The sequence below is a fragment of the Streptomyces sp. NPDC008139 genome (assembly GCF_042957025.1).
Lineage (GTDB): Bacteria > Actinomycetota > Actinomycetes > Streptomycetales > Streptomycetaceae > Actinacidiphila.
This window is the reverse complement of record NZ_JBIBHM010000015.1, coordinates 183,118-209,409: the sequence shown is the minus strand read 5'-3', so window position 1 is coordinate 209,409 and position 26,292 is coordinate 183,118. Positions and strand designations below refer to the sequence as shown.

At 69.9% G+C, this 26,292-nt stretch carries 21 protein-coding genes and 1 rRNA gene; 10 read left to right on the top strand and 12 right to left on the bottom strand.

Annotated elements, in window-relative coordinates; translation table 11 throughout:
* Positions 1 to 88 (top strand): 5S ribosomal RNA (gene rrf / locus ACFZBB_RS29395); the annotation flags it as partial.
* 70 nt (positions 89 to 158) lie between these two features.
* Positions 159 to 692 (top strand): GNAT family N-acetyltransferase, encoded by a 534-nt coding sequence (locus ACFZBB_RS29390; protein WP_391128511.1) that lies wholly within the window; start codon positions 159 to 161, stop codon positions 690 to 692.
* Between the two features lie 59 nt (positions 693 to 751).
* Here ACFZBB_RS29390 and ACFZBB_RS29385 read toward each other — a convergent pair whose 3' ends face one another.
* On the bottom strand, positions 752 to 1,753 hold the full coding sequence (locus ACFZBB_RS29385; RefSeq protein ID WP_391128508.1) for an NAD(P)-dependent oxidoreductase: 1,002 nt from the start codon (positions 1,751 to 1,753) through the stop codon (positions 752 to 754).
* Between the two features lie 440 nt (positions 1,754 to 2,193).
* On the opposite strand from ACFZBB_RS29385, the gene ACFZBB_RS29380 reads away from it, so the two are divergent.
* From ACFZBB_RS29380 to ACFZBB_RS29365, 4 genes are all read left to right on the top strand, one after another.
* Positions 2,194 to 3,048 carry an ABC transporter permease subunit gene (locus tag ACFZBB_RS29380; protein ID WP_391128551.1) on the top strand — a complete coding sequence of 285 codons (855 nt, stop codon included), beginning with the start codon at positions 2,194 to 2,196 and terminating at the stop codon, positions 3,046 to 3,048.
* A 101-nt stretch (positions 3,049 to 3,149) separates the two neighbouring features.
* Positions 3,150 to 4,013 (top strand): carbohydrate ABC transporter permease, encoded by an 864-nt coding sequence (locus ACFZBB_RS29375; protein WP_188285559.1) that lies wholly within the window; start codon positions 3,150 to 3,152, stop codon positions 4,011 to 4,013.
* A 96-nt stretch (positions 4,014 to 4,109) separates the two neighbouring features.
* The gene (locus ACFZBB_RS29370) at positions 4,110 to 5,762 is read left to right on the top strand and encodes an extracellular solute-binding protein (protein ID WP_391128503.1); all 1,653 of its coding nucleotides are present in this window, start codon (positions 4,110 to 4,112) and stop codon (positions 5,760 to 5,762) included.
* Between the two features lie 270 nt (positions 5,763 to 6,032).
* On the top strand, positions 6,033 to 7,151 hold the full coding sequence (locus tag ACFZBB_RS29365; protein WP_391128500.1) for a substrate-binding domain-containing protein: 1,119 nt from the start codon (positions 6,033 to 6,035) through the stop codon (positions 7,149 to 7,151).
* A gap of 77 nt (positions 7,152 to 7,228) precedes the next feature.
* On the opposite strand, the gene ACFZBB_RS29360 is transcribed toward ACFZBB_RS29365, so the two are convergent.
* The 8 genes from ACFZBB_RS29360 to ACFZBB_RS29325 form a co-directional block, all read right to left on the bottom strand.
* Positions 7,229 to 8,362, bottom strand: a complete 1,134-nt coding sequence (locus tag ACFZBB_RS29360; RefSeq protein WP_391128497.1) for a hypothetical protein — start codon at positions 8,360 to 8,362, stop codon at positions 7,229 to 7,231.
* Positions 8,359 to 9,786 carry a hypothetical protein gene (locus ACFZBB_RS29355; protein WP_391128494.1) on the bottom strand — a complete coding sequence of 476 codons (1,428 nt, stop codon included), beginning with the start codon at positions 9,784 to 9,786 and terminating at the stop codon, positions 8,359 to 8,361. The genes ACFZBB_RS29360 and ACFZBB_RS29355 overlap by 4 nt, the downstream gene beginning before the upstream one ends.
* Before the next feature lie 459 nt (positions 9,787 to 10,245).
* Positions 10,246 to 11,928: a type VI secretion protein gene (locus ACFZBB_RS29350; RefSeq protein WP_391128491.1), complete on the bottom strand. Its 1,683-nt coding sequence runs from the start codon at positions 11,926 to 11,928 to the stop codon at positions 10,246 to 10,248.
* Between the two features lie 13 nt (positions 11,929 to 11,941).
* Positions 11,942 to 13,369 carry an ATP-binding protein gene (locus ACFZBB_RS29345; RefSeq protein WP_188285564.1) on the bottom strand — a complete coding sequence of 476 codons (1,428 nt, stop codon included), beginning with the start codon at positions 13,367 to 13,369 and terminating at the stop codon, positions 11,942 to 11,944.
* 32 nt (positions 13,370 to 13,401) lie between these two features.
* On the bottom strand, positions 13,402 to 14,946 hold the full coding sequence (locus ACFZBB_RS29340; RefSeq protein ID WP_188285554.1) for an SCO6880 family protein: 1,545 nt from the start codon (positions 14,944 to 14,946) through the stop codon (positions 13,402 to 13,404).
* Complete coding sequence (locus ACFZBB_RS29335) at positions 14,943 to 16,304, bottom strand: hypothetical protein (RefSeq protein WP_391128489.1); 1,362 nt, start codon at positions 16,302 to 16,304, stop codon at positions 14,943 to 14,945. Before ACFZBB_RS29335 ends, ACFZBB_RS29340 begins: the two co-directional genes overlap by 4 nt.
* Positions 16,294 to 17,148: a hypothetical protein gene (locus ACFZBB_RS29330; protein ID WP_391128486.1), complete on the bottom strand. Its 855-nt coding sequence runs from the start codon at positions 17,146 to 17,148 to the stop codon at positions 16,294 to 16,296. The genes ACFZBB_RS29335 and ACFZBB_RS29330 overlap by 11 nt, the downstream gene beginning before the upstream one ends.
* A 198-nt stretch (positions 17,149 to 17,346) precedes the next feature.
* Positions 17,347 to 17,655, bottom strand: coding sequence for a hypothetical protein (locus tag ACFZBB_RS29325; RefSeq protein ID WP_093717809.1), 309 nt, complete (start codon positions 17,653 to 17,655; stop codon positions 17,347 to 17,349).
* A 280-nt stretch (positions 17,656 to 17,935) separates the two neighbouring features.
* On the opposite strand from ACFZBB_RS29325, the gene ACFZBB_RS29320 reads away from it, so the two are divergent.
* Positions 17,936 to 18,940: an NlpC/P60 family protein gene (locus ACFZBB_RS29320; protein WP_391128483.1), complete on the top strand. Its 1,005-nt coding sequence runs from the start codon at positions 17,936 to 17,938 to the stop codon at positions 18,938 to 18,940.
* Positions 18,941 to 19,198: 258 nt separating this feature from the next.
* Positions 19,199 to 19,909 (top strand): phosphatase PAP2 family protein, encoded by a 711-nt coding sequence (locus ACFZBB_RS29315; RefSeq protein WP_391128480.1) that lies wholly within the window; start codon positions 19,199 to 19,201, stop codon positions 19,907 to 19,909.
* A 28-nt stretch (positions 19,910 to 19,937) separates the two neighbouring features.
* On the opposite strand, the gene ACFZBB_RS29310 is transcribed toward ACFZBB_RS29315, so the two are convergent.
* Together ACFZBB_RS29310 and ACFZBB_RS29305 are read right to left on the bottom strand one after the other, a co-directional pair.
* Entirely contained in the window at positions 19,938 to 20,849 is a 912-nt protein-coding gene (locus ACFZBB_RS29310) for a hypothetical protein (RefSeq protein WP_391128477.1), read from the bottom strand.
* A gap of 15 nt (positions 20,850 to 20,864) precedes the next feature.
* Positions 20,865 to 22,208 (bottom strand): putative T7SS-secreted protein, encoded by a 1,344-nt coding sequence (locus tag ACFZBB_RS29305; RefSeq protein ID WP_391128474.1) that lies wholly within the window; start codon positions 22,206 to 22,208, stop codon positions 20,865 to 20,867.
* Positions 22,209 to 22,453: 245 nt separating this feature from the next.
* Between ACFZBB_RS29305 and ACFZBB_RS29300 the strand changes: the two genes are divergently transcribed.
* Both ACFZBB_RS29300 and ACFZBB_RS29295 read left to right on the top strand, forming a co-directional pair.
* Entirely contained in the window at positions 22,454 to 23,122 is a 669-nt protein-coding gene (locus ACFZBB_RS29300; protein WP_391128471.1) for a hypothetical protein, read from the top strand.
* Positions 23,119 to 24,117, top strand: coding sequence for a hypothetical protein (locus ACFZBB_RS29295; RefSeq protein ID WP_391128468.1), 999 nt, complete (start codon positions 23,119 to 23,121; stop codon positions 24,115 to 24,117). Before ACFZBB_RS29300 ends, ACFZBB_RS29295 begins: the two co-directional genes overlap by 4 nt.
* A 45-nt stretch (positions 24,118 to 24,162) precedes the next feature.
* On the opposite strand, the gene ACFZBB_RS29290 is transcribed toward ACFZBB_RS29295, so the two are convergent.
* Positions 24,163 to 25,731 carry an FAD-binding protein gene (locus ACFZBB_RS29290; protein ID WP_391128465.1) on the bottom strand — a complete coding sequence of 523 codons (1,569 nt, stop codon included), beginning with the start codon at positions 25,729 to 25,731 and terminating at the stop codon, positions 24,163 to 24,165.
* Positions 25,732 to 26,292: the final 561 nt, after the last annotated feature.

Here is a 26,292-nt window from a genome sequence, read left to right as displayed (position 1 = left end):
CGGTTACATTCCGAACCCGGAAGCTAAGCCTTTCAGCGCCGATGGTACTGCAGGGGGGACCCTGTGGGAGAGTAGGACACCGCCGAACAATCTTTCAGCTCGGGTCCTCCGAATTTAATTCGGAGGACCCGAGCTTTTTTGCGTTGTACCGTCGGATGATGCGGTACGAGATACGGCCGGTGGCACCGGCGGAGTGGCAGCGGATCCGGGCACTGCGGTTGGCAGCGCTCCAGGACCCGGTCAGCAGCATGGCCTTCGCGCGGACCTTCGAGGAGGAGTCCGCGCTGAGCGACACGGTCTGGCAGCGACGGGCGTCCGGTGCCGGATCCCAGCAGTTCGTCGCCATCGACCGTGACGCGGTCCGCAAGCCCGACGAGACCGACGGCGACAAGGGCGGCGCTTGGGTCGGCATGCTCACCGTCGTCGTGGAGCGTCCCGACTACTTCTCCGTCAACGCCGTCTATCTGATCCCCGAGACCCGTGGAACCGGTCTGGCCGAGCGCCTGTTCGCCGCCGCCATCGCTTGGGCCTGGGACCGTACCGACCGCGTGTACCTGTGGGTCCATCAGGACAACGGCCGTGCCGAGTCCTTCTACCAGCGCTTCGGCTTCATCCGCACCGGCGAGACGATGAAGTATCCGCTGAACCCGTCCGAGACGGAGTACGAGATGGTGCTCTTCAGGGACCGTTAGGCCGCGCCGCCAGACGACGACGAATCCGGCACCGTACCGCCGCACCGCCGCACGTCGCCTTACGCGATGCGCGCCAAGTCGTCCACCAGCACGGCCCCCAGGAGTGCCTCGCCGCGTGCCCAGCGCTCGACCTCGTCGACGGCGTAGGCACCAAGCCGTTGGACCTCCGTGCCCTGGCAGCCCGCGATGTGCGGCGTGAGCAGGACGTTGCGGAGGCTGTGCAGTCGGTGGCCGCGGGGGAGTGGTTCGGGGTCGGTGACGTCGAGGTAGGCGTCCAGGCGGCCCGCGGCGCATTCGCGGGTGAGGGCCGCGGTGTCGACCAGCCGGCCGCGTGCGGTGTTGATGACGGAGGCGCCGTCGCGGATCAGGGCCAGGCGGCGGGCGTCGAGCAGGTGGTGGGTCTCGGGCAGATCGGGTGCGTGCACGGTGACGATGTCGGAGGTCGCGCACAGCTCGTCGAGGTCCACGAGTTTCGCGCCGAGAGCGGTGGCCTGGGCGGCGGAGACGTACGGGTCGGCGAGCAGGACGCGGAAGCCGGAGGGGGCGGCGAGGAGCCGGGCGATCACGCCGCGGCCGATGCGGGAGGCGCCGATGACGCCGACGACGGCGCCGTCCGCGCCGCGCCGGTCGCGGTAGCCGAGGAGTTGGCCGTCGGTGTACTCGGCGGCGGTGCCGAGCGCGCGGCGGGCGGCGAGGACGACCGTGGCCATCGTAAAGTCCACGACGGGACCGGCGTTGGCGTCGGCCGCCGACGAGACGGCGATGCCGCGCTGCCAGACCTCGGGCCCGACGTGGCCTTTGACGGTGCCGGCGGCGTGGATGACGGCGCCGAGCCGGGGCGCGAGGGCCAGGACGGCGGAGTCGACGGCGGGCGCGCCCCAGCCGGTGAGCAGCACGTCGGCGTCGGCGAGCGCGGCCCGCGCGGCGGGCGTCGTGGTGTCGGTGACGAGGGCGGGGTGGACGGCCGCGAGGGCGTCGAGCCGGGTGCGCAGGGAGGCCGGAAGTACCAGGTCGAGGATGTCCGGACGCATCGCCAGCACCAGATTCGGACGCTCCGCCATGTCTGCCCCTCACGTGTCCGCAGGTCTGCGTGTGTCTGTGCACGGTGACGTGCTCGTGTTCGTGGTCCTGCTCGTGTTCGTCGTCGTGCGCGTGTGTCGCCGTGCGTGCGGGCCGCTGTCCGCGCATGTCGGTGTAATCGGTTTCTTTCTTCGGCTACGAGATTAGGGCCGACGCCATCGGAGGTCAACGTCTTGGGCTGCGCGAGGGGTTGACCTGTCGTAGTAACCGGTTTAGGTTCCGTCCCACCTTAAGCGTCGAGGAGGACGCGATGGCGATTGCCGAACAGGACGCCACCAGCCGCGCCGATGCGGTGGGCGCGTCCGAACGACGCGTGAGACGCGCGAAACGCCTGGCCCGTAGGGGCGGGGCGAACCGTGTGAAGCCCGAGCCCGGTTCGCGCCGCAAGCGGCTGCGCAGGGACGCCGCCCTCGTCCTGCTGATGGCGCCCGGCGTGGCGTACTTCCTGCTCTTCCACTATGGCGCGATGGTCGGGAACGTCATCGCGTTCAAGGACTACGTGCCCTTCGACGGGCTCTGGGCCAGCCAGTGGGTGGGCTTCGCGAACTTCCAGCGGATGTTCGGCGACCCGGACTTCTGGGCCGCGGTCGTCAACACCCTGTGGATAGCACTGCTCCAGCTCGTTTTCTTCTTCCCCGTGCCGATCGCGCTGGCGATGCTGCTGCACAGCCTGACCCGTGACAGCGTGCGGCGGTTCGTGCAGAGCGTGGCGTATCTGCCGCACTTCCTGTCGTGGGTCATCGTGGTGGCCCTCTTCCAGCAGGTGCTCGGCGAGACCGGGCTGCTCAACAGCGTGCTCGGCGACGCCCACCTGCACACGGTGAACATCATCGGCAACCCCGACGCGTTCAAGCCGCTGGTCGTGGCCCAGGTGATCTGGAAGGACTGCGGCTGGGGCACGATCATCTTCCTCGCCGCGCTGTCGCAGGTCGACGAGCAGCAGTACGAGGCCGCGGCGATCGACGGTGCGGGTCCGTGGCGGCGGTTCTGGCACGTCACCCTGCCGTCGCTGCGGCCGATCATCGTTCTTCTGCTGATCATGAGGCTCGGCGACATCTTGTCGGTCGGCTTCGAGCAGATGCTGCTCCAACGGCCCGCGGTCGGGCCCGAGGCGGCCGAGATCATCGACACCTTCGTCTACTACAAGGGCATCATCGGCGGCGATTTCGGCTATGCCGCCGCGGCCGGTCTCTTCAAGGGCGTCGTGGGCGCCGCACTCGTCTTCACCGCCAACAAGGTCGCGCACCGGCTGGGCGAGCAGGGGGTCTACCGATGAGCGCCGTTCAGTCCGCCGGTCGCACGCCTCGTACCGGCCCGCTCCGTTCGGTCCGTCCGGGCCGTTCGAGTCGCCCGGTCCGTCCCCTCCGTCCTTCGTGGATGGAGAAGCCGAAGCCCGTCACCCAGGCGGCCAAGGCGGTGGCCCTGGTCGCCGTCGTCCTCCTGGTCACCGTCCCGTTCCTGATCATCGTGTCGACCAGCTTCGCGTCCAACAAGGACGTGGTCGCCAACGGCGGCTGGGTGCTGTGGCCGGAACACCCCACTCTGCGCGCCTACCGGGAGATCTTCGACGGCAGCATCGTCACCCACGCGCTGTGGGTGAGCGCCGGTGTGACGATCATCGGCACGGCTCTCAGCCTCGCCTGCACGATCGGCCTGGCCTACGCGCTCAGTCGCCCCCAGGTTTTCGGCGGCAAGCCGATCCTGCTGCTGATCCTGTTCACCTTCCTCTTTCCGCCCGGCATGATCCCCGGCTTCCTACTGGTCAAGGGCCTGAACATGCTCGACAGCTACGAGTCGTTGATCGCGCCCGTCCTGATCAATGTGTTCAACCTCGTCGTACTGCGCGGCTTCTTCCAGTCGATCCCCGAGGAGCTGTACGAGGCGGCCCGGCTGGACGGCGCGGGCGAGTGGCTGATCCTGCGCAGGATCGTCCTCCCGCTGTCCAAGGCGGCCCTCGCGGTCGTCGGGCTCTTCTACGCGGTCTCGTACTGGAACGCCTGGTTCTACGCGTCGATCTACCTCAACTCCGACCACTGGCCGCTCCAACAGGTGCTGCGCACGTATGTCATCGGGGGCGCGCAGCTCGCGGACTCCGGGGCCAGCGAGGCGGGGATGGTCTCGTCGCCCCAGACGATTCAGATGGCGGTGCTGGTGGTGGCGACCGTGCCGATCCTCGTCGTCTACCCCTTCCTCCAGAAGTACTTCACCAAGGGCGTGCTGACCGGCGCCATCAAGAGCTGAGCCGTACGCGGAACGCGGACCGCATGGCCGCGGACCGTGCCGCCGTACCCGTATCACCGCACCCGCATCGCACCCGTACCCCTGAAAGGACTGACCGTGAGCACCTCGTCGTTCTCGCGGCGTACGCTGCTGCGCTCGATCGCCGCAAGTGGCGCCGCTCTGGCCGCCCCATCCGTTCTCGCCGCCTGCTCGTCCTCCTCGTCCGGCGGCCACGATGTGAGCAACGCGGGCAAGAAGCTCGCACCCTGGCCGACGTACAAGCCGGTCAGCGGGCCCGCGCCCGATCTGCCGGGGACGGCGGACGGGGTGCAGCCGGGATATCTGACGTATCCCAAGAACCTGGTCAGCGCGGTCCCCGACAAGCCGGGCAACGGCGAGACGATCAAGGTGATGACGATCTCGTACGGGACGCCGCCGAAGCCCGCGTCGGAGAACAAGTTCTGGGCGGCGGTCAACAAGGCGCTGGGGGTGAACATCGAGTTCACGGTCGTGCCGGACTCCGACTACGACAACAAGATGGCCACCTTGATGGCGGGCAACGACCTGCCGGACGTCATCAACCTCGGCGGCGGTCACGTACTGCCACGCGAGGCGCAATTCGTGCAGGCCAAGTGCGCGGACCTGAGCGAGTACCTGGCGGGCGACGCGGTCAAGGACTACCCGAATCTGGCGAACATCCCCACCTACGCGTGGGAGGACATGGGCCGGATCAGCGGGCGGATCCTCGGCGTACCGGTGCAGCGGTCCGCGCCCGGCACCACGCTGTGGATCAACAACGACATCTTCAGCGGGGCCGGCATGAAGGACGGCTGGACGTCGGACGACTTCATGGCCGTCGCCAAGGAGGCGACGCACGGCAAGAAGTACGCGCTGGGCGCGGCGCAGCAGACCGGCTTCGGCTTCGCGGTGCACACGATGGCGTTCGGCGCGCCGCAGGAGTGGAAGCTCGACGGTGGGCACTTCGTCGACGCGTACGGCACGGACGAGTACAAGGCGGGCCTGGAGTTCATGCTGAAGCTGCGGCAGGCGGGAACGTACCTGCCGAACGCGCTCAGCACCTCCACCGTCGACTGCAAGACGCTCTTCTACAACGGCACGGTCGCGTCGATGGGAGACGGCTTCGGGGCGCTGACCACGAGCATTCCGAGCATCAAGGACGCCTTCGTCCTGGACGGCGCGGTGCCGTACACGCCGTCGGGCGGTGGCAAGCCCGGCATGGAGCGGGCGCGTGGGATCTTCGGCTACACGGTGCTGAAGAAGGCCGCGCCCGAGCGGATCAAGCTGATCCTGCGGGTGCTCGACTACCTGGCGGCGCCGTTCGGCACCAAGGAGTACGAGCTGACGCACTTCGGCATCGAGGGCACGCACTTCACGCGTGACGCGGAGGGCTCGCCGATACCGACGGACCTCGGTCTGGTGGAGAGCACCGTCAATCTTCCGATCAAGTACCTGTCCGACGCGCCGCAGGTGCTCTACCTGCCGGGGCGGCCGGACGACGTCAAGCGCAGCCACGCCTGGCAGGTGAAGATCGCGCCGATGCTCGTACGCAATCCGCGGTTCGGCCTCCAGTCGGAGACTTTCACCCGGTCCGGAGCCACCATCGGGCAGTACCGGCTCGACACGATCGGCGCGATCGTGGCCGGGCGCAAGCCGCTGAGCGCGTGGGACGAGGCGGTCAGGAAGATGCGCGGCGACGGCCTGAACAAGATCGCCGACGAGTACGCGGCGGATTACGCGGCCAACCACTGACGCCCTGTGCCTGCCGCCCGGCCCCGCACTACTACGCTGGGCGGCAGCGCAGAGGGCGCCGGGCGCCGCGTCGAACGATGTGTTGAACGAAGCGTCGGGCGTGGGACCCGGCCCTGCGCTGAGCCTGGCGCCGGGCCGTGGGTCGGTCCTTGCGCTGCGTGTTGGCCGTCGCGGATCCGGAGCTGCGGGCCGCTGAGGAATCGGATGGCGGGGATGGCGGATACTGCACCAGAGCCGGGGCCGGGTAACGGGCCGGGCGCGGGAAGCCCCATGGGTGCGGGGACCGCGGCGGGTGCGGGCGGCGGGAGCCGGCGTGTCACCATCCGCGATGTCGCCGTCCGGGCGGGTGTCTCGGTCGCCACCGTCTCGCGGGCGCTGGCCGGGAACTACCCGACGTCGGCCGCCGCGCGCGCCAAGGTGCTGCGGGCGGTCAAGGACCTCGACTACGTGATCGACGGCCGGGCGCGGGCGCTGGCCGGGACCGGGCCGAAGACGGTCGCGGTGATCATGATGTCGGTCGACAGCTACTTCTTCGCCGCCGTCGCCCAGGGCGTCGAGCAGGAGGCCGCCGCGCGCGGCCGGCTTTGCATGGTGTGCAGCCACGGCGGTGACGAGGCGCGCGAGCTGGCGCTGGTGCAGATGATGCGTGAGCAACGCGCCGAGATCGTGATCCTGGTCGGCGGTGCGGTCGAGGACGAGGCGTACCGCGTGCGGCTGACCGAGTACGCGCACGGGCTCGCCGCCGCGGGCTCCCGGCTCGTGCTGTGCGGGCGCCCCGCGCCGAGCCCCGACACCCCGGTCATCGCGGTGGAGTACGACAACGAGGCCGGTGCGTACGCCGCCGTCAGCCACCTGCTGTCCGCCGGGCACCGGCGGATCCTCTACCTGGGCACGATGCCGGGGCACAGCACGGCCGAGCCGCGCGTGCGCGGATACCAGCGTGCGCTGGCCGACCACGGGCTCGGGCCGGAGCACCAGCGGATCGCGGGTATCGGCCTCGGCCGCACCAACGGCTACAACTCCATGCGGGACCTGCTCGCGCGGTGCGACGGCAACCCCGACTTCACCGCGGTCTTCGCCGGTGACGACCTGGTCGCCGCGGGTGCGATGGCCGCCATGCGCGAGCGCGGGCTCCGCACCCCCGAGGACATCTCGGTGGTCGGCTACAACAACGACGATGTTTCCCAAGACCTCAACCCTCCCCTGACCACCGTCAACATCCCTTCCTACGAACTCGGCCGCGCCGCCGTCCGCCTCGCCCTCGCCGAAGAGGACGCCGCCCTCCCCGGCACCGCCCGCGGCACCGCCCAGACCCGCCATCTCCTGGGCACGCACATCGTCCTGCGGGAGTCCGTGCGACGGCTCACGGCGGAGGAGTCAGCGCTTTAGGCGCGGCCTTTCGCGTTTGCTCCCGCGGTGGGTGGTCCCCGAGTTCTTCTCGGGTGCGGCCCTTCGCGGAGGCGTCCTCATCCCTGGCGGAGCAGTGAACCGAATCCCGCCGCCCGCACGCGCGAAGCGAATTCCCTCTCGTCCAGCCCGAATTCCTCCGCCGTCCGTCCCAGGTGCCAGTCGTGTGCTGCCAGCCGTTCCAACAGGTGCCCGCGCCGAATCTGCGTCTCGGACAGACGAAAGGTCTTCAGATACGCGATCCGACCGTCCGCCGCGGTGATGACCTCACCTATGTGGTTCTCCTCGCGGGGCCGAAAGGCCGGTACGAATCGCGACAGCGTGAACCCGCCCGCCCGGTACACCTTCCGTGTCGCGTACTCGGTATTCAGCAGCCCCGCCGCCATCGTCCCGTCGTGGAATTCCGCCCACGCCCGCTGTTCCGAGGCCACCGCCGCCCGCAGATCCGCCGTCGTCCGCACCCGCGTCTCGTCGATCCTCGGCACGAAGTCCGGCACGGCCGCGCTCAACAGGACGTATTGGTAGATGAGTTCCCCGTACAGGTCCTGGACGAGCGTGGCGTGCAGCGCCCGGTAGTCCTCCGGGTGCGGTACGACGAAGGCCGCGGCGAGGGCGTCGGCCGCGTAGAGCAGCACCCCGCACTGGCCCGGGTGTATCTCGAACACCTTCAGCGCGTCACCGATCCCGCGCACGGTCACGCCGACGTACGCCTCCTCCACCCGAGGCGACAGGCCCTGCCGCAGCGCCCGCTGCGACCACTCCTCCCACGCGATGGTCGGGCCGCCGAAGTGCAGCGCCAGATATCCGTCGAGCGCGAGGTGCAGTGGCAGGAACCGCAGTCGGTGCTTGGCCTCTCGGCGTGCCATCCGGCGGTGGATGCGCAGCGGCATCGCGGCGACGGGCTCGGCGTCCCGGTCGCCGCGCAACTGTGTGCCGTAAGCCGCCGCGGCGCCCGCACGACCGCTGTCCGCGCCCCAGTCGGCGACGAAGCCGTGCGGGATGTACGAGGTGTAGGTGATGCGCGGCCCGACCGTCACCACACCGACGCCGTCCCCGTACAGTTCGGCGTGCAGCCGCAGGCCCGGCAGCGGTTCGGCGCGGACCAGCGGGACGAGGCGGATGCCGCCCCAGACCTGCGAGGGGCGCGTGGTGAGTCCGGCCAGGTCGAGGCGGAGGGTGCCGGTGGCGGTCATCGGGCCTCCTCGGGTGCGGTCAGGAACGCGGTGATACGGCTGTCCAGGTGGGCGCGCAGCTCGGGCAGGCCGGTGCGGCCGGTGGCGAACCGCGCCAGGCCGACCAGCGATGGCAGGTCCTCGGCGTCGCGGATGCCCGCGGTGGGCACGGTCGGGGCCAGGCGGCGCACGTCGAAGTCGTCCGCGTCGTACACGGGGTTGAGGTGTACGACCGTGACCCGCCCGTCCGGGTCGAGCCGCGTCCGCCATACGCGCAGCACCTCGGCGGCCAGCCCCGGCGGTGCGTTGTCCCAGCCGTCGGAGATGATCAGCAGCCGGTCCGGGCCGGTCTCCAGCGCGTCCAGAATCCGCTCGCCGAGCGGGGTCGCCCCGTGCGGGAACGCCAGCAGCGGATCGCTCCGTCCCGAGGTCCACAGGGGTGTGTACGAGTCGGCGAGTGCCTCCAGCAGGTGGTGTGCTGCGAGCGCCACCGCGAGCGGGCGGCGCCGCTTCTGGCCGGAGCCGTATGAGGAGAAGCTGTCGTCCAGGACTGCCGCGACCCGGCCCCAGCCGCGCTCGCCGCGCGCGGCCCGGTGCGCGGCGGCCCGCAGCGCCGCCGTCAACTCCGCCCGTCGACCGGCTCGTTCGTCCAGCGACAGCCCGAGGACGTACGAGGCAAGCCGGGTCAGCGACATCCGCGTCAAGCCGGTCCGGACGGCGGTCGCGCCGCGGCGGCGCGCCGAGTCCTGGAAACGGAGCCGCTCGAGCCGGGTCATCCGGGGCGCGATCCGCTCCAGGAATGCCGCGCGCGCGATGCCGTGCCGGGCCGCGAAGCCCTCCGCGACGGTGAACGGCAACTCGTAGACCGCCGCCTGCTCGTAGTGCGCGCGCCGCCAGGTCTCCAGCAGCGGCGTCCCGTACCGCGTGCGGCGGCGTGGGGCGAACAGGAAGTCGCCCAACTCGGCTTCCCAAGAGCGCAGGTGGGCGTGCCGCAGCGCCGTCTTCACCCCGGTCCGGTACTTGACGGCGTCGAACGCCGGGTCGGGGCGGGCGGTCAGCCAGTCCCGCATGATCGCGCGGGTGCGGCGGTTGTTGACCTTGGCCCGGCGCAGCGCGGCGAAGAGGGCGTAGACCCGCTGCGGGGGCAGTGCGGTCAGCCGTCGGGCAATCAACCGGCCTTCGGAGCGGCGCTGTTCAGGGGTCGCTTCGGTGGCGCTCTCCAGCAGTCGGCGGATGATCAGCGCGGCGTTGTGGTCGTTGATGTCGAGGGCGAGTGCGGCGGCGTACAGATCACGGTAGTTGCCCAGCATGTACGCGTGCAGGAAGCCGAGCGAGAGGTGCTGGGCGTCGGCGGCGGAGTGGAATTCGCGTTGCGCGGTGGATGTGGTCGCGGCATTGGCGAACAGGAGGACGTCCTCGGCGGCGATCAGTCCTTCTGGCTTCATGACGTGACTCCTGTTCCCGCGTAGGTGTGTTGGGGCGTCGAGTGCTGGTGTGTTCGAGGTGTTCGGTGCCGACCGGGGAATGAGGGCGCGAGCTGCGAATCATTGCTTTAGAGGCAGGTTCCGGAAGTCGCGACGGAGTCCCGCGGTCGACTCTCGAACGGTAACAGGGTCGGCGGATTCGCTCGCGGAGTTTTCCACAGGGCGACTTTCGGCGAGTGAGTTATCCACAGGCTGGAAATCAGTTGCCCCACGAGGACACCGTGGAGCGGATACTGATGATCAGTGACAGGCGGACATTGACAACTCAACAGGGAGCAGGGGAATCAGGGGCGCGAACCGGCCGGGCGGGCGGGCGGCGCGCCCGCGTTCCCGCACGGGGCATCTCTCCCGTGCGTTCTCTCCCGCGCGTGCGCACACGCGGGCGGGCGCGTGTGCGCGGCCGGGTGCCCGCGCGCGGAATCAGCGGATGCGGACCGCGTCCGGGATCGACGGCGGGAGCGCGTCGGCCGTCTCGTCGCCCAGGGCCAGGCGCATGTCGGCGTGCTGCCACAGCGGCGCGTGCCAGCGCGCGAGCGCCTGTTCGGGGGAGCGCAAGACGGCGAGGGTGGGCAGACCGGAGTGGTGACCGGTGCTCAGCAGGTCGGACAGGCCCGGGAGCGGGGCCAGCGCGGCGACATCGTCCAGGACGAAGGTCAGTGGTGGGTCGAGCCGACCGGCGGATGACGTTGCGGCCATGCGCCGGCCGTGCTCGACCACGCTGGAGACGAGTGCGGTGAGCAGGGGCATCGCACCCAAGTGGGTCCGCGGATCCTCGATGCGCTCACCCACTACGTAAAGTGTGCCCCTTTCCGCGACGAATGACTCCACGTCGAGGCCACCTGAGCGCGGTGGATTGCAGGCGTCGCGGATGTGCACCGCGTTCAGCGGTTCGAGTGTCTGGCGGATCAACGCCTGCGCCGCGTCCCGGCGTTCGGGGTGGGCGTGCAGCACCGACTCCAGTTCGCCGCTCCAGCCGGAGGCGGCCTCGGTGTCGGTACGCAGGATCCGCACCGCCTCACCGGCCGCTGAACCGCTCGCCGCCCAGCGCTGCACCTGGCGGAACGGCCCGCCGTCCAGGGCCGCCGCGTGCAGCCAGCAGCGCAGCAGTGTCACGGCGGCGTCGTGGACGATGGCCTCGTCGGCGCGCGCGGGCCGCAGCGGCGCCAGCAGTGCGCCCGCGCGTATCCCGGCGGTCTCCGGGCGCTCGCAGCCGCCGTGCGGCGCCCACCGCAGCCGCCCGGGCACATCGAGGAGGTGCACCGGATCGTAGACGTGGATAGGACCGAGCTTGCTGCGGTTGCCGACAGTCTGCTGATACGTGTCCGGGTCCGCGGTGGTGACCACGGCGGGTCCCGCGGCGGCCAGGACGGCGGGCTGCACGATGCGCTTGGACTTGTCGCCGCGCGGGCTGGCGAACAGGGCATAGGTGCGGGTGACTTCACCGCCGGGCAGCGGGTCGGCGACGGGGTGCGGGATCGGGGCTGCGGCCATGGTGCCGGTGGCTCCGGCGGCGGTGGGCCCGGTCGCTTCGGTGGCCGCGGCGGGGATCGGCTCGAAGGCCGTGGTCGGCGCGTCCTCGCGCGGACCCGCCGCGCCCGGCACGGAGCGGAACCAGGCATCCAGGCCGTCGTCGCCTGCCGCCTTGGACCCGACCGGCTGGCCGCGGCGGCGGCGCGGCGAGGGCAGCGGGGCGCGTTCCGCCGGCGTGGGCGCCGCCTCCGGGGCCGGGGCGGGCGGGGCCTGGCGGGGTGCCCTGAGGCGGGCGCGGGTGCGGGCCACCGCGTTCAGCACGAAGACGGTCAGGACGAACAGCACCATGAACTGGCTGATGAAGATGCCCCAGAACAGCCCGGAGCCGGGCAGTTGGCCGGGAGGCGAGTCGGGCCAGGCCGCGGCGACGTCGTGCGGTTCCGCGATCAGGTGCCGCATGGCCTGGGGGGTGCGGGTGAAGTGCACCTCGGCGGGCCAGCCGCCGTGCGAGAGGACCCCCGCGATGCCGGTGGCCGTCCACACCAGCAGCGTCACGCCCAGCAGGAAGCCGAGGACGCCGACGATCAGGCCGTCCGGCAGGCCCCCAGAGGACTCGCGTTTCCTCCCGGCCATCTCACCCCACCTCTCATGCCACCGCGTCGTCGGCCAACTGCTTGGCCAGCGCCACCTCGGCGGCGGCGTGCGCCTCGGCACGGGCCTCGGCCTCCGCCTCCGACGCCGCTTCGGCCTCGACCTCCGCCTCGTGCTCCAGAGAGGTCTCGGTCATCGCGCGGTCGGTGAAGACCAGGGGCCGTTCCGCCTCGGTGATCAGGTGCTTGACGACCTGCACATTGCCGTTGACGTCCCAGACGGCGATGCCGGGGGTGAGCGTCGGGATGATCTCCACCGCCCAGCGTGGCAGGCCGAGCACCCGCCCGGTGGCGCGCGCCTCGTCGGCCTTCTGGGCGTAGATGGTGCGGGTGGAGGCCATCTTCAAGATGGCGGCGGCTTCCTTCGCCGCAGCCCCGTCGACCACGTCCGAGAGGTGGTGGACGACGGCGACGAAGGACAGGCCCAGGCGGCGGCCGAACTTCAGCAGTCGCTGGAAGAGCTGGGCCACGAAGGGCGAGTTGATGATGTGCCAGGCCTCCTCGACCAGGAAGATGCGTTTCTTCCGGTCGGGCCTGATCCAGGTGTGCTCCAGCCACACACCGACGATCGCCATCAGGATCGGCATCGCGATCGAGTTGCGGTCGATGTGGGAGAGGTCGAAGACGATCAGGGGCGCGTCCAGGTCGATGCCGACGGTCGTGGGCCCGTCGAACATGCCCCGCAGGTCACCGTCGACCAGCCGGTCGAGCACCAGGGCCACGTCCAGGCCCCAGGCGCGGACGTCGTCCAGGTCGACGTTCATGGCCTCCGCCGACTCTTCCAGCGGGTGCCGCAGCCGTTCCACGATGTCGGTGAGGATCGGCTGCCGGTCGGTGATCGTCTCGATCACATAGGCGTGCGCGACCTTCAGCGCGAAGCCGGACCGCTCGTCGAGACCGCGGCCCATCGCGACCTCGATGATCGTCCGGAGCAGCGCGAGCTGACCGGTGAGGGTGATCGCCGGGTCCAAGGGATTGAGCTTGATGCCGCCGTCCAGCGCGGCCATCGGGTCCAGCCGGATGGGAGTTAATCCCAGCGACTTCGCGATGAGGTTCCACTCGCCGACGCCGTCCTCGCCCTGCGCGTCGAGCACCACGACCTGCCGGTCGCGGAAGCGGAGCTGGCGCAGTACGTAGGTCTTCTCCAGCGCCGACTTGCCGTTGCCGGACTCGCCGAGGACCAGCCAGTGCGGGGCGGGCAGTTGCTGGCCGTAGAGCTGGAAGGGGTCGTAGATGTACCCCTTGCCCGAGTACACCTCGCGGCCAATGATGACGCCGGAGTCGCCGAGCCCGGGGGCGGCTGTGGGCAGGTACACCGCCTGGGCCTGGCCGGTGGAGGTGCGCACCGGCAGCCGCGTCGACTCGACCCGGCCGAACAGGAAGCTCGTGAAGGCGTCCGTGAGCGCCGCAAGAGGGTCCAGCATGGGCATGGCGGTGGCCTCCTCGTACGGGCGGACTAGCGGCGGATGCCGGTCGCGAACGGCAACGTATTAACGAATGCCCGGTGGTGCTCACGATCGCACCACTCAAGCTTCAAATACGACTTACCGGCGGAAGCGCGAATGGTGCGCTTGTCGCGCGCCAGCGCTTCCGGGGAGCGCGAGGACACCGTGATGTAGCCGACGAGGTTGACGCCGGCGGCGCCGCTCGCCAAGTCCTCGCCACGCTGGTCGATCCGCCCGTGATGGGCGACGTCGCGCGGGTCCACGACCCGGTTCATCTTCGCGGCGCGGCTGGCGTCGGCGTCGTCGTTGGTCTTCTCGGTCAGCATCCGCTCGATGGCCACATCGGTGGGTTCGAGGTCCATGGTGACCGCGACCGTACGGATCACATCGGGGGTGTGCACCAGCAGCGGCGCCAGGAAGTTCACCCCGACCGGCGTCATGGGCCACTCCTTGACCCACGCGGTGGAGTGGTTCCAGGGCGCGCGGGTCGACGACTCACGGGTCTTGGCCTGCAAGTACGTCGGCTCGGTCGCGTCCAGCTCGGCCGGCCAGGCATTGCGGCGCGTCATCGCCTGGATGTGGTCGATGGGGTGGTCCGGGTCGTACATCGAGTGCACCAGCGACGACAGCCGGGCCTGGCCCAGCGGCTGCCTGACGCGGATGTCGGCCTCGGCGAGACGGGCGCAGATGTCGTTGAGCTCACGGGCCATCACCGCGGCGAGTCCCGCATCCTTGTCGACCTTCACGCCGCGGCCCGACGTGGCGCGTGCCATCGCGTTGCCCTCGGCGGCCAGTTCGCGCGTGAAGTGCATGCACGCCACCAGATACGCGCGGTGCTGCTCGGAGGAGGTCGACACCATGGACTGGAGCTGGTCGTAGGAGTCCTTGAGCCAGTTCTCGGCCGCCGGGTCGCCGCGCTGGGCGACGTCCTTGGCGTGGGCGTCAGGGTCGGCGGGCAGGGTGCGGGCGAGCATCTGAAGCCGGGTCACGAAGCCGTCGCCGTTGGCCACATGCTTCAGCAGGGTGCCGAACCGCTCGACCAGGGCTTCCTGGTCCTCGCTGTCACGCAGCCCGACGCCGGGTCCCTCGATCTCGATGGCGGCCGTCACCGTACGCCGGTCGACGTGCAGCAGCACCGCGATCTCGTCGGGCCCGAACGGCGCCGCCAGCCAACTGATCCGCCCGATCCCAGGCGGCGGCCCGACCTCGACCTCGCGCCCGTCGAGCCCGATCCCGGCCTCCTCGATCCCCGACCGGTAGGTGGGCGAGACCCGCAGCGTACGGCGGAAGGTGCGGTTGATCTCGAACCAGCGGTAGAAGGTGCGCCGCCGGTACGGCATGTACACCGCGGCCAGGGCCAGCATCGGCCAGCCGACCAGGCCGACGATGCGCAGCAGCAGCACCGGGACCAGGAGGCCACACAGCATGCCGAGGCCCGCTCCGGCCACGATCAGCGCGATCTCGCCGGTCTCCCGGTTTTTGCCCACGATCGCGTTGGGCCGGGCCTTGCCGATCAGATACGTACGGCGCGGCTGGGTGAAGGGCTGGGTCGTCACCGGCGATCACCTCCCTGCGAATTGCCGTTGTTCGGTCCTGAGCCCGAGCCTCTGCCGAAGTTCGAGCCGAAGTTTCCGCCCCCGAAGCCGTTTCCGCCCGTACGTGAGCCACCGCCGGAGCCGCCGCTCCCGCCGGACGGTCCCGGATTGCCGGTACGACTGCTGTGCGCGGCCACCCCGCCCGCCACCGGGTTCGACGGCTGCGAGCCGCCGCCCTGCGCCTGCTCCTGCGGCCCGCCGCGCGCGCTGTGCGTGTTGATGCCCTGCCGCACCAGCGCCGCGGGCGACGAGATCACCGCGGCGGCCTGGCTCTGGCCGCTGGCCTTGCGGTTGTTCCGCAGATTCACCACGTCGTCGCCGAAACCGGGCACGAAGCGGTAAATCATCGCGCTCGCGAAGATCGCCAGCAGGATGATCGACAGGCCGGACACCACCGCTGAGAACGCGTCAGGTCCGTCCTTGGACGACGACAGCGCACCAGCCAGACCAAGCACGATCACGATCACCGGCTTCACCAGGATCACCGCGATCATGATCCCGGCCCAGCGGCGCACGTGGCCCCACATGTTCTTGTCCACCAGACCCGCGTACACCGCGGTGCCCAGCAGCGCCCCCACGTACAGCAGGGCCGCCCTGATCACCAGTTCGAGCCAGAGCACACCGGCGGCCAGGATCGACACCATCGACACCACGATCAGCATGATCGGGCCGCCGCCGATGTCCTTGCCCTTCGTCAGCGCCCCCGAGAACGACCCGAAGAACACATCCGTGTTCGACGAGGTTCCCGACGAGATCACCTCGGTGACCGCGTCCGTCGCCGTCACCACCGTGTACAGCACCAGCGGTGTGAACGCCGACGCCAGCACCGTCAGCCAAAGAAACCCGACGGCCTCCGTCAAAGCCTCCGTCAACGGCACCCCGCGCACCGCCCGCTTGGCCACCGCCAGCAGCCACAGCACCAGCGTCAGAATCGTCGACGCCGCGAACACCACCGCGTACTGCCGCAGAAACGCGGTGTTCGTGAAGTCGACCTGCGTCGTCTTCGTCACCGCCTGGGACAGCTTGTCGATCGTCCACGCGGCGGCGTCGGCGCAGCCCCGCCCGAGGGACGTGAGCGGGTCGAGCGTGGTGCTGGAGTCGGTGCCGCCCTTGGTGGAGGTGGAGGGCGCGCCGTTCTCGCAGTACGACTTGGCCGGGCCGCGGATGAGCGCGCAGGGGTCTTTGGTCGCCGTACCGGAGCCCGGGGCCGTGGCCTTGGGCGAGGGATCGGCGAGCGCGCGCGTGGCGAGCAGCACCGCGGAGACCTGAGCACTGCTCAGAACGGCGGCCAGGGTCAGGACACGACGACTACCGGGCATAGGTGAAGCCTCCGAACCCGTTCACTGCGTTGGTCATGTCCTGGGCCGACGACGCGGCCTGGTCACGTCCTACCGGAGTGGGGCCGTCCTTCTGCTGGAAGGAGACGATCTTCCAGTCGTTGCCGACCCACTTCATCTCGAACGTGTTCGTGTACCAGCTCTCGGCGACCGGGTTGGTGGACCCCTCGCCTGCCAGACCGAACAGCGACGAGAACCAGACGCTCACGGTGGCCGTGTCCCCGCTGATCTTCTCCGCCTTGGAACCGACCGGGTTGACCCGGGAGATGAACGTCATCCCGGCCGGTGCCGTGCCGTCGGGCTTGAGCCCTATCCGCTGGAGGAAGGCCGCGTCGGAGTAGGCCTTGTCGAGATCGCTCTGCACCTTCGCGGCGGCGTCGGCCGCGTACACGGTGTCGACGATCTCGTGGCGGCGGGCGGCGGAGTACATGCCGTCGCCTCCGAGGAAGACGGCGTAGTTCGCCGCCGCCGACTGCGCCCCCTCCCCGCTGTGCGCAAAGCCGGAGGGGATGCCGCCGCTCTTGCCGGTGACCGGCTTCTGGCCGGAGGGGGCGGTCGGGGCGTCCGTGCCGGCCTTGCCACCGCCCCCGCCGCTGGAGCCGGCGGTGGCGCCGGAACCGGCCGCCGTGCCGTTGTTGGCGGAGCCGGAGGAGGACGGGTGGGAGCCGCGGTTGGCGAAGGCCAGGGCCGCGACGAGGAGGGCGATGATGCTGACGACGGTGACCAGGGCGCGCCGGGGCTGGGGGCGGCGGGCACCGCCTCCGTGGCCGCCGTGGCCCTCCGGCATCCGGGTCCTGGTCGGGGGTCCGTCCTGGCCGAGGCTCATCGTGCCTTCGCCCCCTGGGGCGCCCGCGCCGCGGGCACGCCGGAGCGGCGTGTGGCACGGACGGCACCGCTGCTTGGTTGAGTGGGCATCAGTACGCAGCCTCAGGTGGGAAGGTGGAGCCTGGGACGGGCTCCAGGGACGTCGACGGAGAAGCGGGTACGAAGTGGGACGGGCGGCTGTTTCCAGCGGGTCTCGGGTCTAGACGGCCATCCCGTACACGATGGTGAACAGCGTGCCGAGTGATCCGATGATGAACACGCCGGTCAGCCCGGCGATGATCAATCCCTTGCCCTGCTCCGCGCTGAAGGTGTCGCGCAGCGCGGTCGCGCCGATCCTCTGTTTCGCCGCGCCCCAGATCGCGATGGCCAGGCACAGCAGGATCGCCACCGCCATGACCACTTCGATCATCACGCGTGCTTCATTGCCGAGGGACCCGAAGGGTCCCCAGTCCGGTGCGATGCCACCGATGATGGTGTTGATGTCGCCCTTAGCGGCTGCCACGAACATGTAACTCACCACCCCGCTCGATCAGTTGGCTCCCTCGCCGGGGCGCAAGGGTCCAGGGTCTATCTTGGCCGAGGATGACGCTGTTGCATGTCGACTCAACGACTTTCTCGGCGGATCGTCCGTGTGATCCGGCCCGTAGCCGTCAAAATAGTGCGTGGACCGGTGTTCGATAGGACGTAGACGACTACTCTGTGTATCACGAGCGTCACCGTAGGGCAACGATAGGAACGTACGAGACCGTACGAGTGCGTGTTCGGGAACCGAGAGGAAGGGTCGCCCTGTGGCGCGGAAGATCTGGCTCCCCGTCATTATCGGCTGTGGCCTGTGCTTTTCGTTCCTCGCGCTGCTCGTGGTGGGCACGTACTCGGCCGCGGCCGGGCTCGCGGGCGGTGGCGGCGGCGGGACGGTGACGCTCGCCAAGGGATCGGTTCCGGCCATATATCAGTCGCTCGTCCAGAAGTGGGGCAATCTCTGCCCCGCGCTCAACCCGGCGCTGCTGGCGGCGCAGCTCTACCAGGAGAGCGGATGGAACCCGCGGGCGCAGAGTCCGGCCGCCGCGCAGGGCATCGCGCAGTTCATTCCGGGCACCTGGGCCACCCACGGCATCGACGCCAACGGTGACGGCAAGGCGGACGTCTGGGACCCGGAGGACGCGATCCCGTCGGCGGCCTCGTACGACTGCGAGTTGGCGTCGTACGTGAAGAACGTGCCGGGCGACCGGACGGCGAACATGCTGGCGTCGTACAACGCGGGCGCGTACGCGGTGATAAAGGCGGGCGGTGTCCCGCCGTACGCGGAGACCCAGAACTACGTGAAGATCATCACCAGCCTGTCGAAGAGCTTCGCCGCGCCGGTCGGCCGGGTCGCGCCGTCGCAGCAGGCGGCCGGGGCGATCTACTACGCGCAGCAGCGGCTCGGCACCGACTATCTGTGGGGCGGTGAGGGTACGGCGGCGCAGGGTGGGCGGTTCGACTGCTCGGGGCTGACGCAGGCCGCGTACCACTCGGTGGGGATCGAACTGCCGCGCGTGGCCAACGACCAGTGGAACGCCGGCGCGCACCCGTCGCGGGCCGAACTCCTCCCCGGCGACCTCGTCTTCTTCGCCACCGACCTGACCGACCCGCGCACCATCCACCACGTCGGGATCTACGTCGGCGGCGGCTACATGATCGACGCGCCGCACACCGGGGCCAAGATCCGCTTCGACCCGATCGGCTCGGCGGACTACATCGGGGCGACCCGCGTCACGCGTGACGGTGCGGCGGCGCTGCCGACGGCTCTGTAAGTCCCCCCGTCGCTCGCGGCTTTCGTGTCAGCTCTGCGTAAGGCTCTGGCCTGTGCGCCGGGCCGCAAATGGGCCAGATCGTCCTCTCCGGTCACCCTTGGATAACGGCATGGTGATCTTCTGGCGAAGACCGGAACGCTACGTAGCGTGTCGGTCGTTGTACGGGGGAGAATGGCGCGGGACGCAAGCGACGGGGGTTGCAGACGAGCCGAGCCGTACAGGCACAGTCAGTGAGTTGCTAGGTAAGGGGCACCACCCATGGCAGCGGTCGCCAATGACAGCGTGAACCCCGACATCAGCCTGCTCCGCGACATCAACGACCTGGCCAAGCACGCCCCGCGCGGTGTCGACCGGGCCGTGGAGTTCATCGGCGAGTACGGGCTGATCGGCCTCACCGTACTGCTGGCCGCCCTGTGCTGGTGGCGCGTCGCCCGCCGCGCCCCGGTCCCGGACGCTCCGGCCGCCGTCGCCGGTGTGCTGTGGTCCGGCCTCGCCGCCGGAATCGCCCTGCTGCTCAACATCCCGATCCGCGCGTTGGTCCAGCGGCCTAGACCCTTCGTGGACCACGACGGCATCGACGTCCTGGTCCACGGCAAGACCGACTACTCCTTCGTGAGCGACCACGCCACGCTGACCGCCGCCATGGCCGTCGCCCTCTTCATGGTCAGCCGCAAGGTCGGCACGGTCGCCATACTGCTCGCCCTCGGCGAGGGCTTCTGCCGCGTCTACATGGGTGTCCACTACCCCACGGACGTCATCGGCGGCTTCGCCCTCGGCGCCGCCACCGCCCTCCTCCTCGCCCCCCTCGCCCTGGCCCTCCTCACCTCACTCACCACCGCGGTCTCCCACTCCCGCGCGGCCGCCCTCATCCACTCCCGCCACCGCCTCGCCACCACCACCCCCGCACCCCCGCGCCGCGGCCAGCCCTACCCCCACCAAAGCGCCCACGACAAGGACCTCGCCGCCTGACGCTCCCTCACGCGCCCCGGGCACGTCGTCACATGTCGTCGGGGTGAGGAGCGGCCGGGGAGCCGTCGTTGGTCATGCACAACGAGACGGACTGCCCCGTCCGGTGGGAAGAACGCCGCAGCTCCGCCTGGACGAGACCGCTCGGAAGCCGGGTGAAGACCCGGGGAAGACCGGCGTCGACCTTGAAGCGCTTGGCCGTCTCGGTCACCTGTGCCCGCTGGCCGTCGGTGAGATCGGCCTCGGAGATGACACGCGAGGCACCGTTGACGGCGTTCACCAGGAGCTTGGCCTGGCTCGTGGCCTTCGCGTTGAGCCGTATCCACGAGCCGTCGGTGAATGTGAGACGCAGGTCGGGATGGGCGCCCGAGCACGGCATGACCTCGGCGTGCGTGATCGTGGAGCGCGGCGTCGACCAGAGGACTTCGGCCTCGTCCGGGCTCTTCGGCCCGTAACCGACGACGTACACGCTCCGGTCGGTGACCGCGAGGTCCGTGGCGAGGAGGGCCACGCCCGCGCGGCGCGGCACCCGGTCGGGGTCCAGCTCCCATGGCACGTTCCGTGCGAGCGCGCCACGCTCGGCCCACATGACGGGGAAGTCCTCGACCTCGTTCTCCGGGTCCTGCGATTCGCGCGGCCCGTGCGGCTCGCGCCCTCCGCCCACCCCTGACGGCCCGCCCAGATTGACGATCGCCCCGACCACCGCGGGAACCCACCGCAGCATTCCGTTCACCGCGCGCTGCTCGCGCTGCTCCGAGGCGTCGAGCACCGCGAACTCCGGCCGCGCCGGCCAGGCCTCGTCGGCCTGCAACTCCGCCTCGATGTCGCGCCTGTCAGTGTCGCGAAACGACCGCCGCCCCTCCACGAGGCGGGACACACCCGTCGCGAATTCGATGGGCCATCGGATCTGGAGCACCTCACCGGGCGCCGGCTGCCATGTCATTCCCTGTGCCCAACCTCAGTGATCGCTCGCGGACTGATGAAAGCGGTCCCCCAGGTGTACAGCCTCGCCGATGTGCTGCGGTATGGACCACACCTTCGGCGCGAGCTTGAGCCCGGCGTCGATGTTGCGGCCGAGGCCGGTCAACGGATCGACGGCGAGTCGGCTCTCCTTGGCGATGAGGTTCCATCCCTTCGTACCGATGAGCTGGCCCTTGGCGATGTTGTTCTCCGCCACCATGGCCAGGCGCCCCTTCATCCCGGTCGCGCTGATCCCCTCCACGCTCTTCTTCCCCCACAGGGCGATGCTCTTGAACTTGACGCCTCCGGAGACGACTTCGTCCGCCTTCCCCACCCAGTTGATCCCCTCCGTGGCGCCCTTCGTGATCGCCGAACCCACCTTGTAGGCCCTGCCGAGCTGAACTGCCCGTTCCGCGGCTGTCACCCCCTTCACGGCCGTCGACGCGCCCTTGGTGAACGCGGTGAGTCCCGGAACGGAGCCGAGCGCGTCGAAGCCGATACTCAGCCAACTCACGTCCACGCCCGCCAATTTGGCGATCAGGTGCGTCGCCAGCGCCAAGGCGCTCGTGGCCACCGCCAGCCCGGCGAAGATCGCGCCGATGGGCTCGAAGGGCAGCGTCAGGATCGCCAGCATTCCGAGGATGCCGCTGAGGTCGCTGAGCAGGTCGCCGATGAGTTTGATGAGGTCGGCGTGGTCCTTCACCCATTGGAGGGTGTCGTTCCAGGCGTCCGCGACGCCGTGCGCCAGGCGGCTGAACAGGCCCGGTTTGTCCGGGGCGATGTCGCCGGCCTTGTCGAGGTCGTGGCTGATGGATGTGGCGGCGCTGGTGAAGCGGTTGTGGAGTTCTTCGGCGCGGTGGCGTACGCCGTCGAGGGCGTTGGCGGCGTCGGTGACGGCTTGTTGGGCTTTGGCGTCCTTGCCGAGTTGGGCGGGGGTGACGAAGGCGGGCCGGTCGCCTGGGGGGTGGGGTGGGTCGGCGGCGGACTTCGCGTGGTCGAGGGAGCCCTGTTTGGTGGCGGCTTCCTTTTCGAGGGCGTCGGCCTCGGCCTGGAAACCGTGGAGTTGGTCGGCCCAGCGAGACAGGGCGCTGGAAGCACGGCCGAAGGAGTCGTGCGCCTTCTTGATCAGGGGCGCGATGTCGCTGTCGATGTGGGAGACGAAGGCCTTGGCGGCCTCGCCCTTCCAGTAGCCGCAGTCGAGCCGGTCCAGCTCGGTGACGGTCGCCGTCAACTCTCCGTGCAGATCGCCCAGTTGACGCGCCAGTGCGCGCGTCCTGTCCACGTCTCCCGGCGTCGGGTCGAACCCGAGCAGCGGGAACCTCCCCGCCCGCGCGTCCCCCATCGAACCCACCCTCCCCGCCCGCCCGAAGCTCTGGTGTTCGAGTGATCGACGCTATACGTACGGTGATCGACGTGACAAGTGGGGCCCCTGAGGTGGGCGCGATTCCGGGAGTGAAGGGTGTGTGAAGTGTGCTGCGAACCGGTACCGATCACGGGAGGGCCCTACAGCCCCACGACGCGCGCCGGTAATGTCAAGGGCTACGCGCAACTGACTCGGTAACTGGACGACTCACGGGGGATCTCATCGTGACCCGCTCATCCCTGCCCATCGCCGTCGCCCTCGCAGCGTCGGCGGGCCTGCTGCTGACCGCTTGCGGTGGGGGTGGGTCGGACAGCTCGGACAAGATTCAGCCGACGGAGACGGTGACGACGGCGGCGCCTTCGGCGACGACGGCTTCGCCTACGCAGGCGGCGGGGCCGAACGCTCCGAAGTTCGATCTGCCGTCCGACGTCAAGGTGGACTTCAAGGGGTTTGACGACAGCGACCCGACGAAGAAGGCCGTGCTGACGGATGCCACGTACGCGGCGCAGGCGGTGCTCGAGATCGAGGTGAAGGCGCACTCGAAGGTGACGCCGAACTTCAGCCGGTTCTGGACGGGTGACCGCGGAGCGGCCTTCGCTGACTCGCTCTTGGCGCAGATCAAGGGCAAGGGCGGGATCACGGGGACGTACCACTACTACAACCCCGTGGTGAAGACGCTGGCGAACGGTGGCGGCAATCTCTCCGTCGCGTACTGCGAGGACCAGCGGAAGGCGTACTCGAAGGATTCGACGACTGGCCAGGCGAAGATGACGACCCCGTCGGCGACCGACTTCCGTCAATGGACGCTACTCATGACGAAGTCGTCGTCGGGCGAGTGGACGGTCTTCGACCACCAGTGGCTCAAGGGGGCAAAGCAGTGCCAGGTCGCGTGAGTAACCGATTCAGTCGTGGACTCGTCACTACACTGATGTGCCTTTCTTTCCTGACGGCCGGGGTCACTTCGGCCTCCGCCGGTGACGATGTCGACGCGAACGGGCCGACCGGTAACAGCACTACCACCGGGGACGGGACCACCTATACCGCGCATGTGGACTACGTCCACCGCGGGACTGGGGACGGGGACAATCCGCAGCCGGTGAGGTCGTCCAATGCCAACTTCTCGCCGCCGGTGTGCTGGTACACGGCCATGACTCCGGAGCAGATGAAGGCGGAGATCATGGCGCGGTTCTACAAGGCCGGTCATGACGGGTCGGGCACGACCTACAACTTCTACAACGATCAGAACAACGAAATGGACGGGTACAAGTACAACGAGGGCAAGGACGGTAATTGGTGGGTCCTTACCTGGGACGAAGTGCAGATGAACCAGCCGAACCATGGCTTCTGCCCCTATGACGACGGGTACTTCTGGCGGCCGCCCGCCAATCCGCCGGCCGGACAGATCACGCCGAAGATGTTGGCCGACGCCGCGTACGGGCAGATGAAGCTGCCGTCCAAGGGTGTTGACCTCAGTCCGGCGCCGGAGAATCAGAAAGTCAATCTGCCGACGTATGTGAAGTTCCAGCGGGCGAACGCGCAGGTGTCGGTGACGGCGCAGCTCACGGAGCCGAATGGGCAGGTGCTCGCGGCGACAGTGACGGCGGTGCCGCAGAGTCTGACGGTGCAGGCGGGGACGCAGTACGCGCGGCCGGGGAGTTGTGAGTACGACCTCGGCGGGGCGGCGGCGTTGAACTCGGCGGGGGCCGGGTGCAACGTCACGTACCTGAAGGCGAGCGCGGGGACATATCCGTTCACGGCGGACATGACGTGGCGCGTGTGGTGGACACCGACCGCGAATTCGCAGCCCAACGGTACGGCGATGGACGCGGGATTCTCCGAGTTCCAGCAGGACGTCACCGTGCAGGAGATTCAGGCGGTTAACCGCTGATCCGCGGTGGGTCGCTTCACCTTTTCTCGGGTTTCCCCCGGGGGGCTAGAGGGCCTGGGGGAAGGTGAAGAGGCGGTGGGGGTCGAGGTGGGATTTGAGGGCGGTGAGGCGGGGGGCGTTGGGGCCGTAGTAGGCGGTGCGCCAGGTGGGGAGGGTGGGGTCGGCGTAGTTCTGGTACGCGGCGCCCGAGGCGTAGGGGGACATGGCCTTGTGGGTGGTGTCGAGCCAGCCGCTGGTGGAGAGGGCGTCCGAGGCCAGGTATTGGGTGAGGACGCGTGAGGTGCGGTGGCAGAAGGCGGTGTCCGTGGGGGACGGGCGGTTGACCGCGCCGCCGAGGGCGGTGAGGGCGATGCTGCCGGCGCCGTCGCCGGACTGGGCGGACAGCCGCTCGACGGCCGAGAGCAGCGTGGAGATGCCCGCGTCCGGCAGGTCCTTGTCGTAGAAGTCGGAGCGCGCGGTGTAGGTCTCGCGGTGCAGGTGCCCGGCGGGGGTCAGACGGCACTGGGCGGCGGACAGACCGGCGCAGCCCGCGTACGAGAAGGTCGCGTCGAGGTAGCTGTGCGGGCGCAGCGAGACGGTGCTGGCGTCGGCGCCGATGCCGGCGGCGAGCCGGTCGGTGGCGGCGGCGAGGTCGTCGCGCGAGCCGGTGGAGAGCATCGGGACGGCCACGGTGGGGGAGCCGCCGGCGTCGCAGTCGAGGTGCAGGGCGGACCAGATGTGGTCCGGCTGGTCGGGGCCCCAGCGCTGCCAGGCGCGGATCACGGCGGCGGCCCGGCTCCACGGCCAGGTGAGGTAGCCGGTGACGACGCCGTCGGGCATCGGGTGGGTGGCGAAGCGCAGTGACGTGACGATGCCGAACTGGCCGTTGCCCGCGCCGCGCAGCGCCCAGAACAGCTCGGGCTGGGAGTCGGCGGAGCAGTCGAGGATCCGGCCGTCGGCGGTCACGATGGTGGCGCCGACGAGGCTGTCGCAGGTCAGGCCCATGGAACGGCTCATGACGCCGTGGCCGCCGCCGAGCGCGAGTCCTGAGACGCCGACGGTCGGGCAGGACCCGGCCGGGATCGTCCGGCCCTGCTTGCCGAGGGCGGAGTAGACGTCGATGAGCTTGGCGCCCGCGCCGACCGTGGCGGTGGTGCCGTCGAGGCGGATCGAGTTGAGCCGGGAGACGTCGATGACCAGGCGGCCGTCGCCGCTCGACCAGCCGGCGTAGGAGTGGCCGCCGCTGCGGATGGCCAGCGGGGTGGCGGTGCGGCGGGCGAAGTCCAGGCAGGCACGGATGTCGGAGGTGCCGGTGACGTACGCGATGCCCGCCGGACGCAGGCCGTCGAAGCGGGTGTTGTACAGGATCCGGTCGGCGGCGTACGCGCTGTCGTCCGGGCGTACGAGGCTGCCGTCCAGGGACGTGGCGAGGGCCGGCCAGTCGGGCTTGACGGGGGGCGCGGTGGTGGCCGCGGACGGCGCGGCGGAACCGCCGGAGGACGACGGGGGCGCGGACGTACCGCCCTTGGCGTCGTCGCCGCTGTCGGGTCCGCAGCCGGTCAGCCAGGCGGCGGTCAGTACGGCCCCGCCCGCCTTGAGCGCTGTCCTGCGCTCGACCCGGTCGCCCTTGTCCATACGGTCACCCCGGTCACTTCGGTCCTCAGGGTCCGTCAGGACCGCAGGCTCCACACGACTCACTTGCCCCACCGCCTTCGCCTATCCGTAGACGTGCGAATCACGAGTCCGGTTGCGGAGCGCGAGGCGCGGGGCGAGAAGACTACAGCGGGGCGGGAACAGTACGGCGGGGCGGGAACAGTACAGCGGGGTGAGCGCAGTTCAGCCGGGCGCGACCGGCGCGAAGAGCGGGGCGAGAAGACTACAGCGGGGCGAGAAGACTACGGCGGGGCGGGAACAGCACAGCGGGGTGAGCGCAGTTCAGCCGGGCGCGACCGGCGCGAGGTGCGGGAACGCGGCGCGCGTCAGCCGGAGATGTGCTCCTCCGCATCGCGTCTCGCGCGGTCCCTGGCCCGCCGGGCCGGACCCTTCCAGCCGCACGAGCAGCGGGCGACGGCGAAGGAGCCGCGCTCGACGATCGACGTCCGATGGCCACCGTCCGGAGCGTCGGCCGGAGTGCCCGATGGAGTTCCGGTTGAAGCTGTGACGGAGGCCCTGGCGGAATCCTGCTCGGCGCGCAAG

Coding starts and splice junctions, on each gene's coding strand:
- ACFZBB_RS29390 (WP_391128511.1), top strand. CDS start 159: ATGCGGTACGAGATACGGCCGGTGGCACCGGCGGAGTGGCAGCGGATC.
- ACFZBB_RS29385 (WP_391128508.1), bottom strand. CDS start 1,753: ATGGCGGAGCGTCCGAATCTGGTGCTGGCGATGCGTCCGGACATCCTC.
- ACFZBB_RS29380 (WP_391128551.1), top strand. CDS start 2,194: ATGGCGCCCGGCGTGGCGTACTTCCTGCTCTTCCACTATGGCGCGATG.
- ACFZBB_RS29375 (WP_188285559.1), top strand. CDS start 3,150: ATGGAGAAGCCGAAGCCCGTCACCCAGGCGGCCAAGGCGGTGGCCCTG.
- ACFZBB_RS29365 (WP_391128500.1), top strand. CDS start 6,033: ATGGGTGCGGGGACCGCGGCGGGTGCGGGCGGCGGGAGCCGGCGTGTC.
- ACFZBB_RS29360 (WP_391128497.1), bottom strand. CDS start 8,362: ATGACCGCCACCGGCACCCTCCGCCTCGACCTGGCCGGACTCACCACG.
- ACFZBB_RS29355 (WP_391128494.1), bottom strand. CDS start 9,786: ATGAAGCCAGAAGGACTGATCGCCGCCGAGGACGTCCTCCTGTTCGCC.
- ACFZBB_RS29350 (WP_391128491.1), bottom strand. CDS start 11,928: ATGGCCGGGAGGAAACGCGAGTCCTCTGGGGGCCTGCCGGACGGCCTG.
- ACFZBB_RS29345 (WP_188285564.1), bottom strand. CDS start 13,369: ATGCTGGACCCTCTTGCGGCGCTCACGGACGCCTTCACGAGCTTCCTG.
- ACFZBB_RS29335 (WP_391128489.1), bottom strand. CDS start 16,304: ATGCCCGGTAGTCGTCGTGTCCTGACCCTGGCCGCCGTTCTGAGCAGT.
- ACFZBB_RS29330 (WP_391128486.1), bottom strand. CDS start 17,148: ATGAGCCTCGGCCAGGACGGACCCCCGACCAGGACCCGGATGCCGGAG.
- ACFZBB_RS29325 (WP_093717809.1), bottom strand. CDS start 17,655: ATGTTCGTGGCAGCCGCTAAGGGCGACATCAACACCATCATCGGTGGC.
- ACFZBB_RS29315 (WP_391128480.1), top strand. CDS start 19,199: ATGGCAGCGGTCGCCAATGACAGCGTGAACCCCGACATCAGCCTGCTC.
- ACFZBB_RS29310 (WP_391128477.1), bottom strand. CDS start 20,849: ATGACATGGCAGCCGGCGCCCGGTGAGGTGCTCCAGATCCGATGGCCC.
- ACFZBB_RS29305 (WP_391128474.1), bottom strand. CDS start 22,208: ATGGGGGACGCGCGGGCGGGGAGGTTCCCGCTGCTCGGGTTCGACCCG.
- ACFZBB_RS29290 (WP_391128465.1), bottom strand. CDS start 25,731: ATGGACAAGGGCGACCGGGTCGAGCGCAGGACAGCGCTCAAGGCGGGC.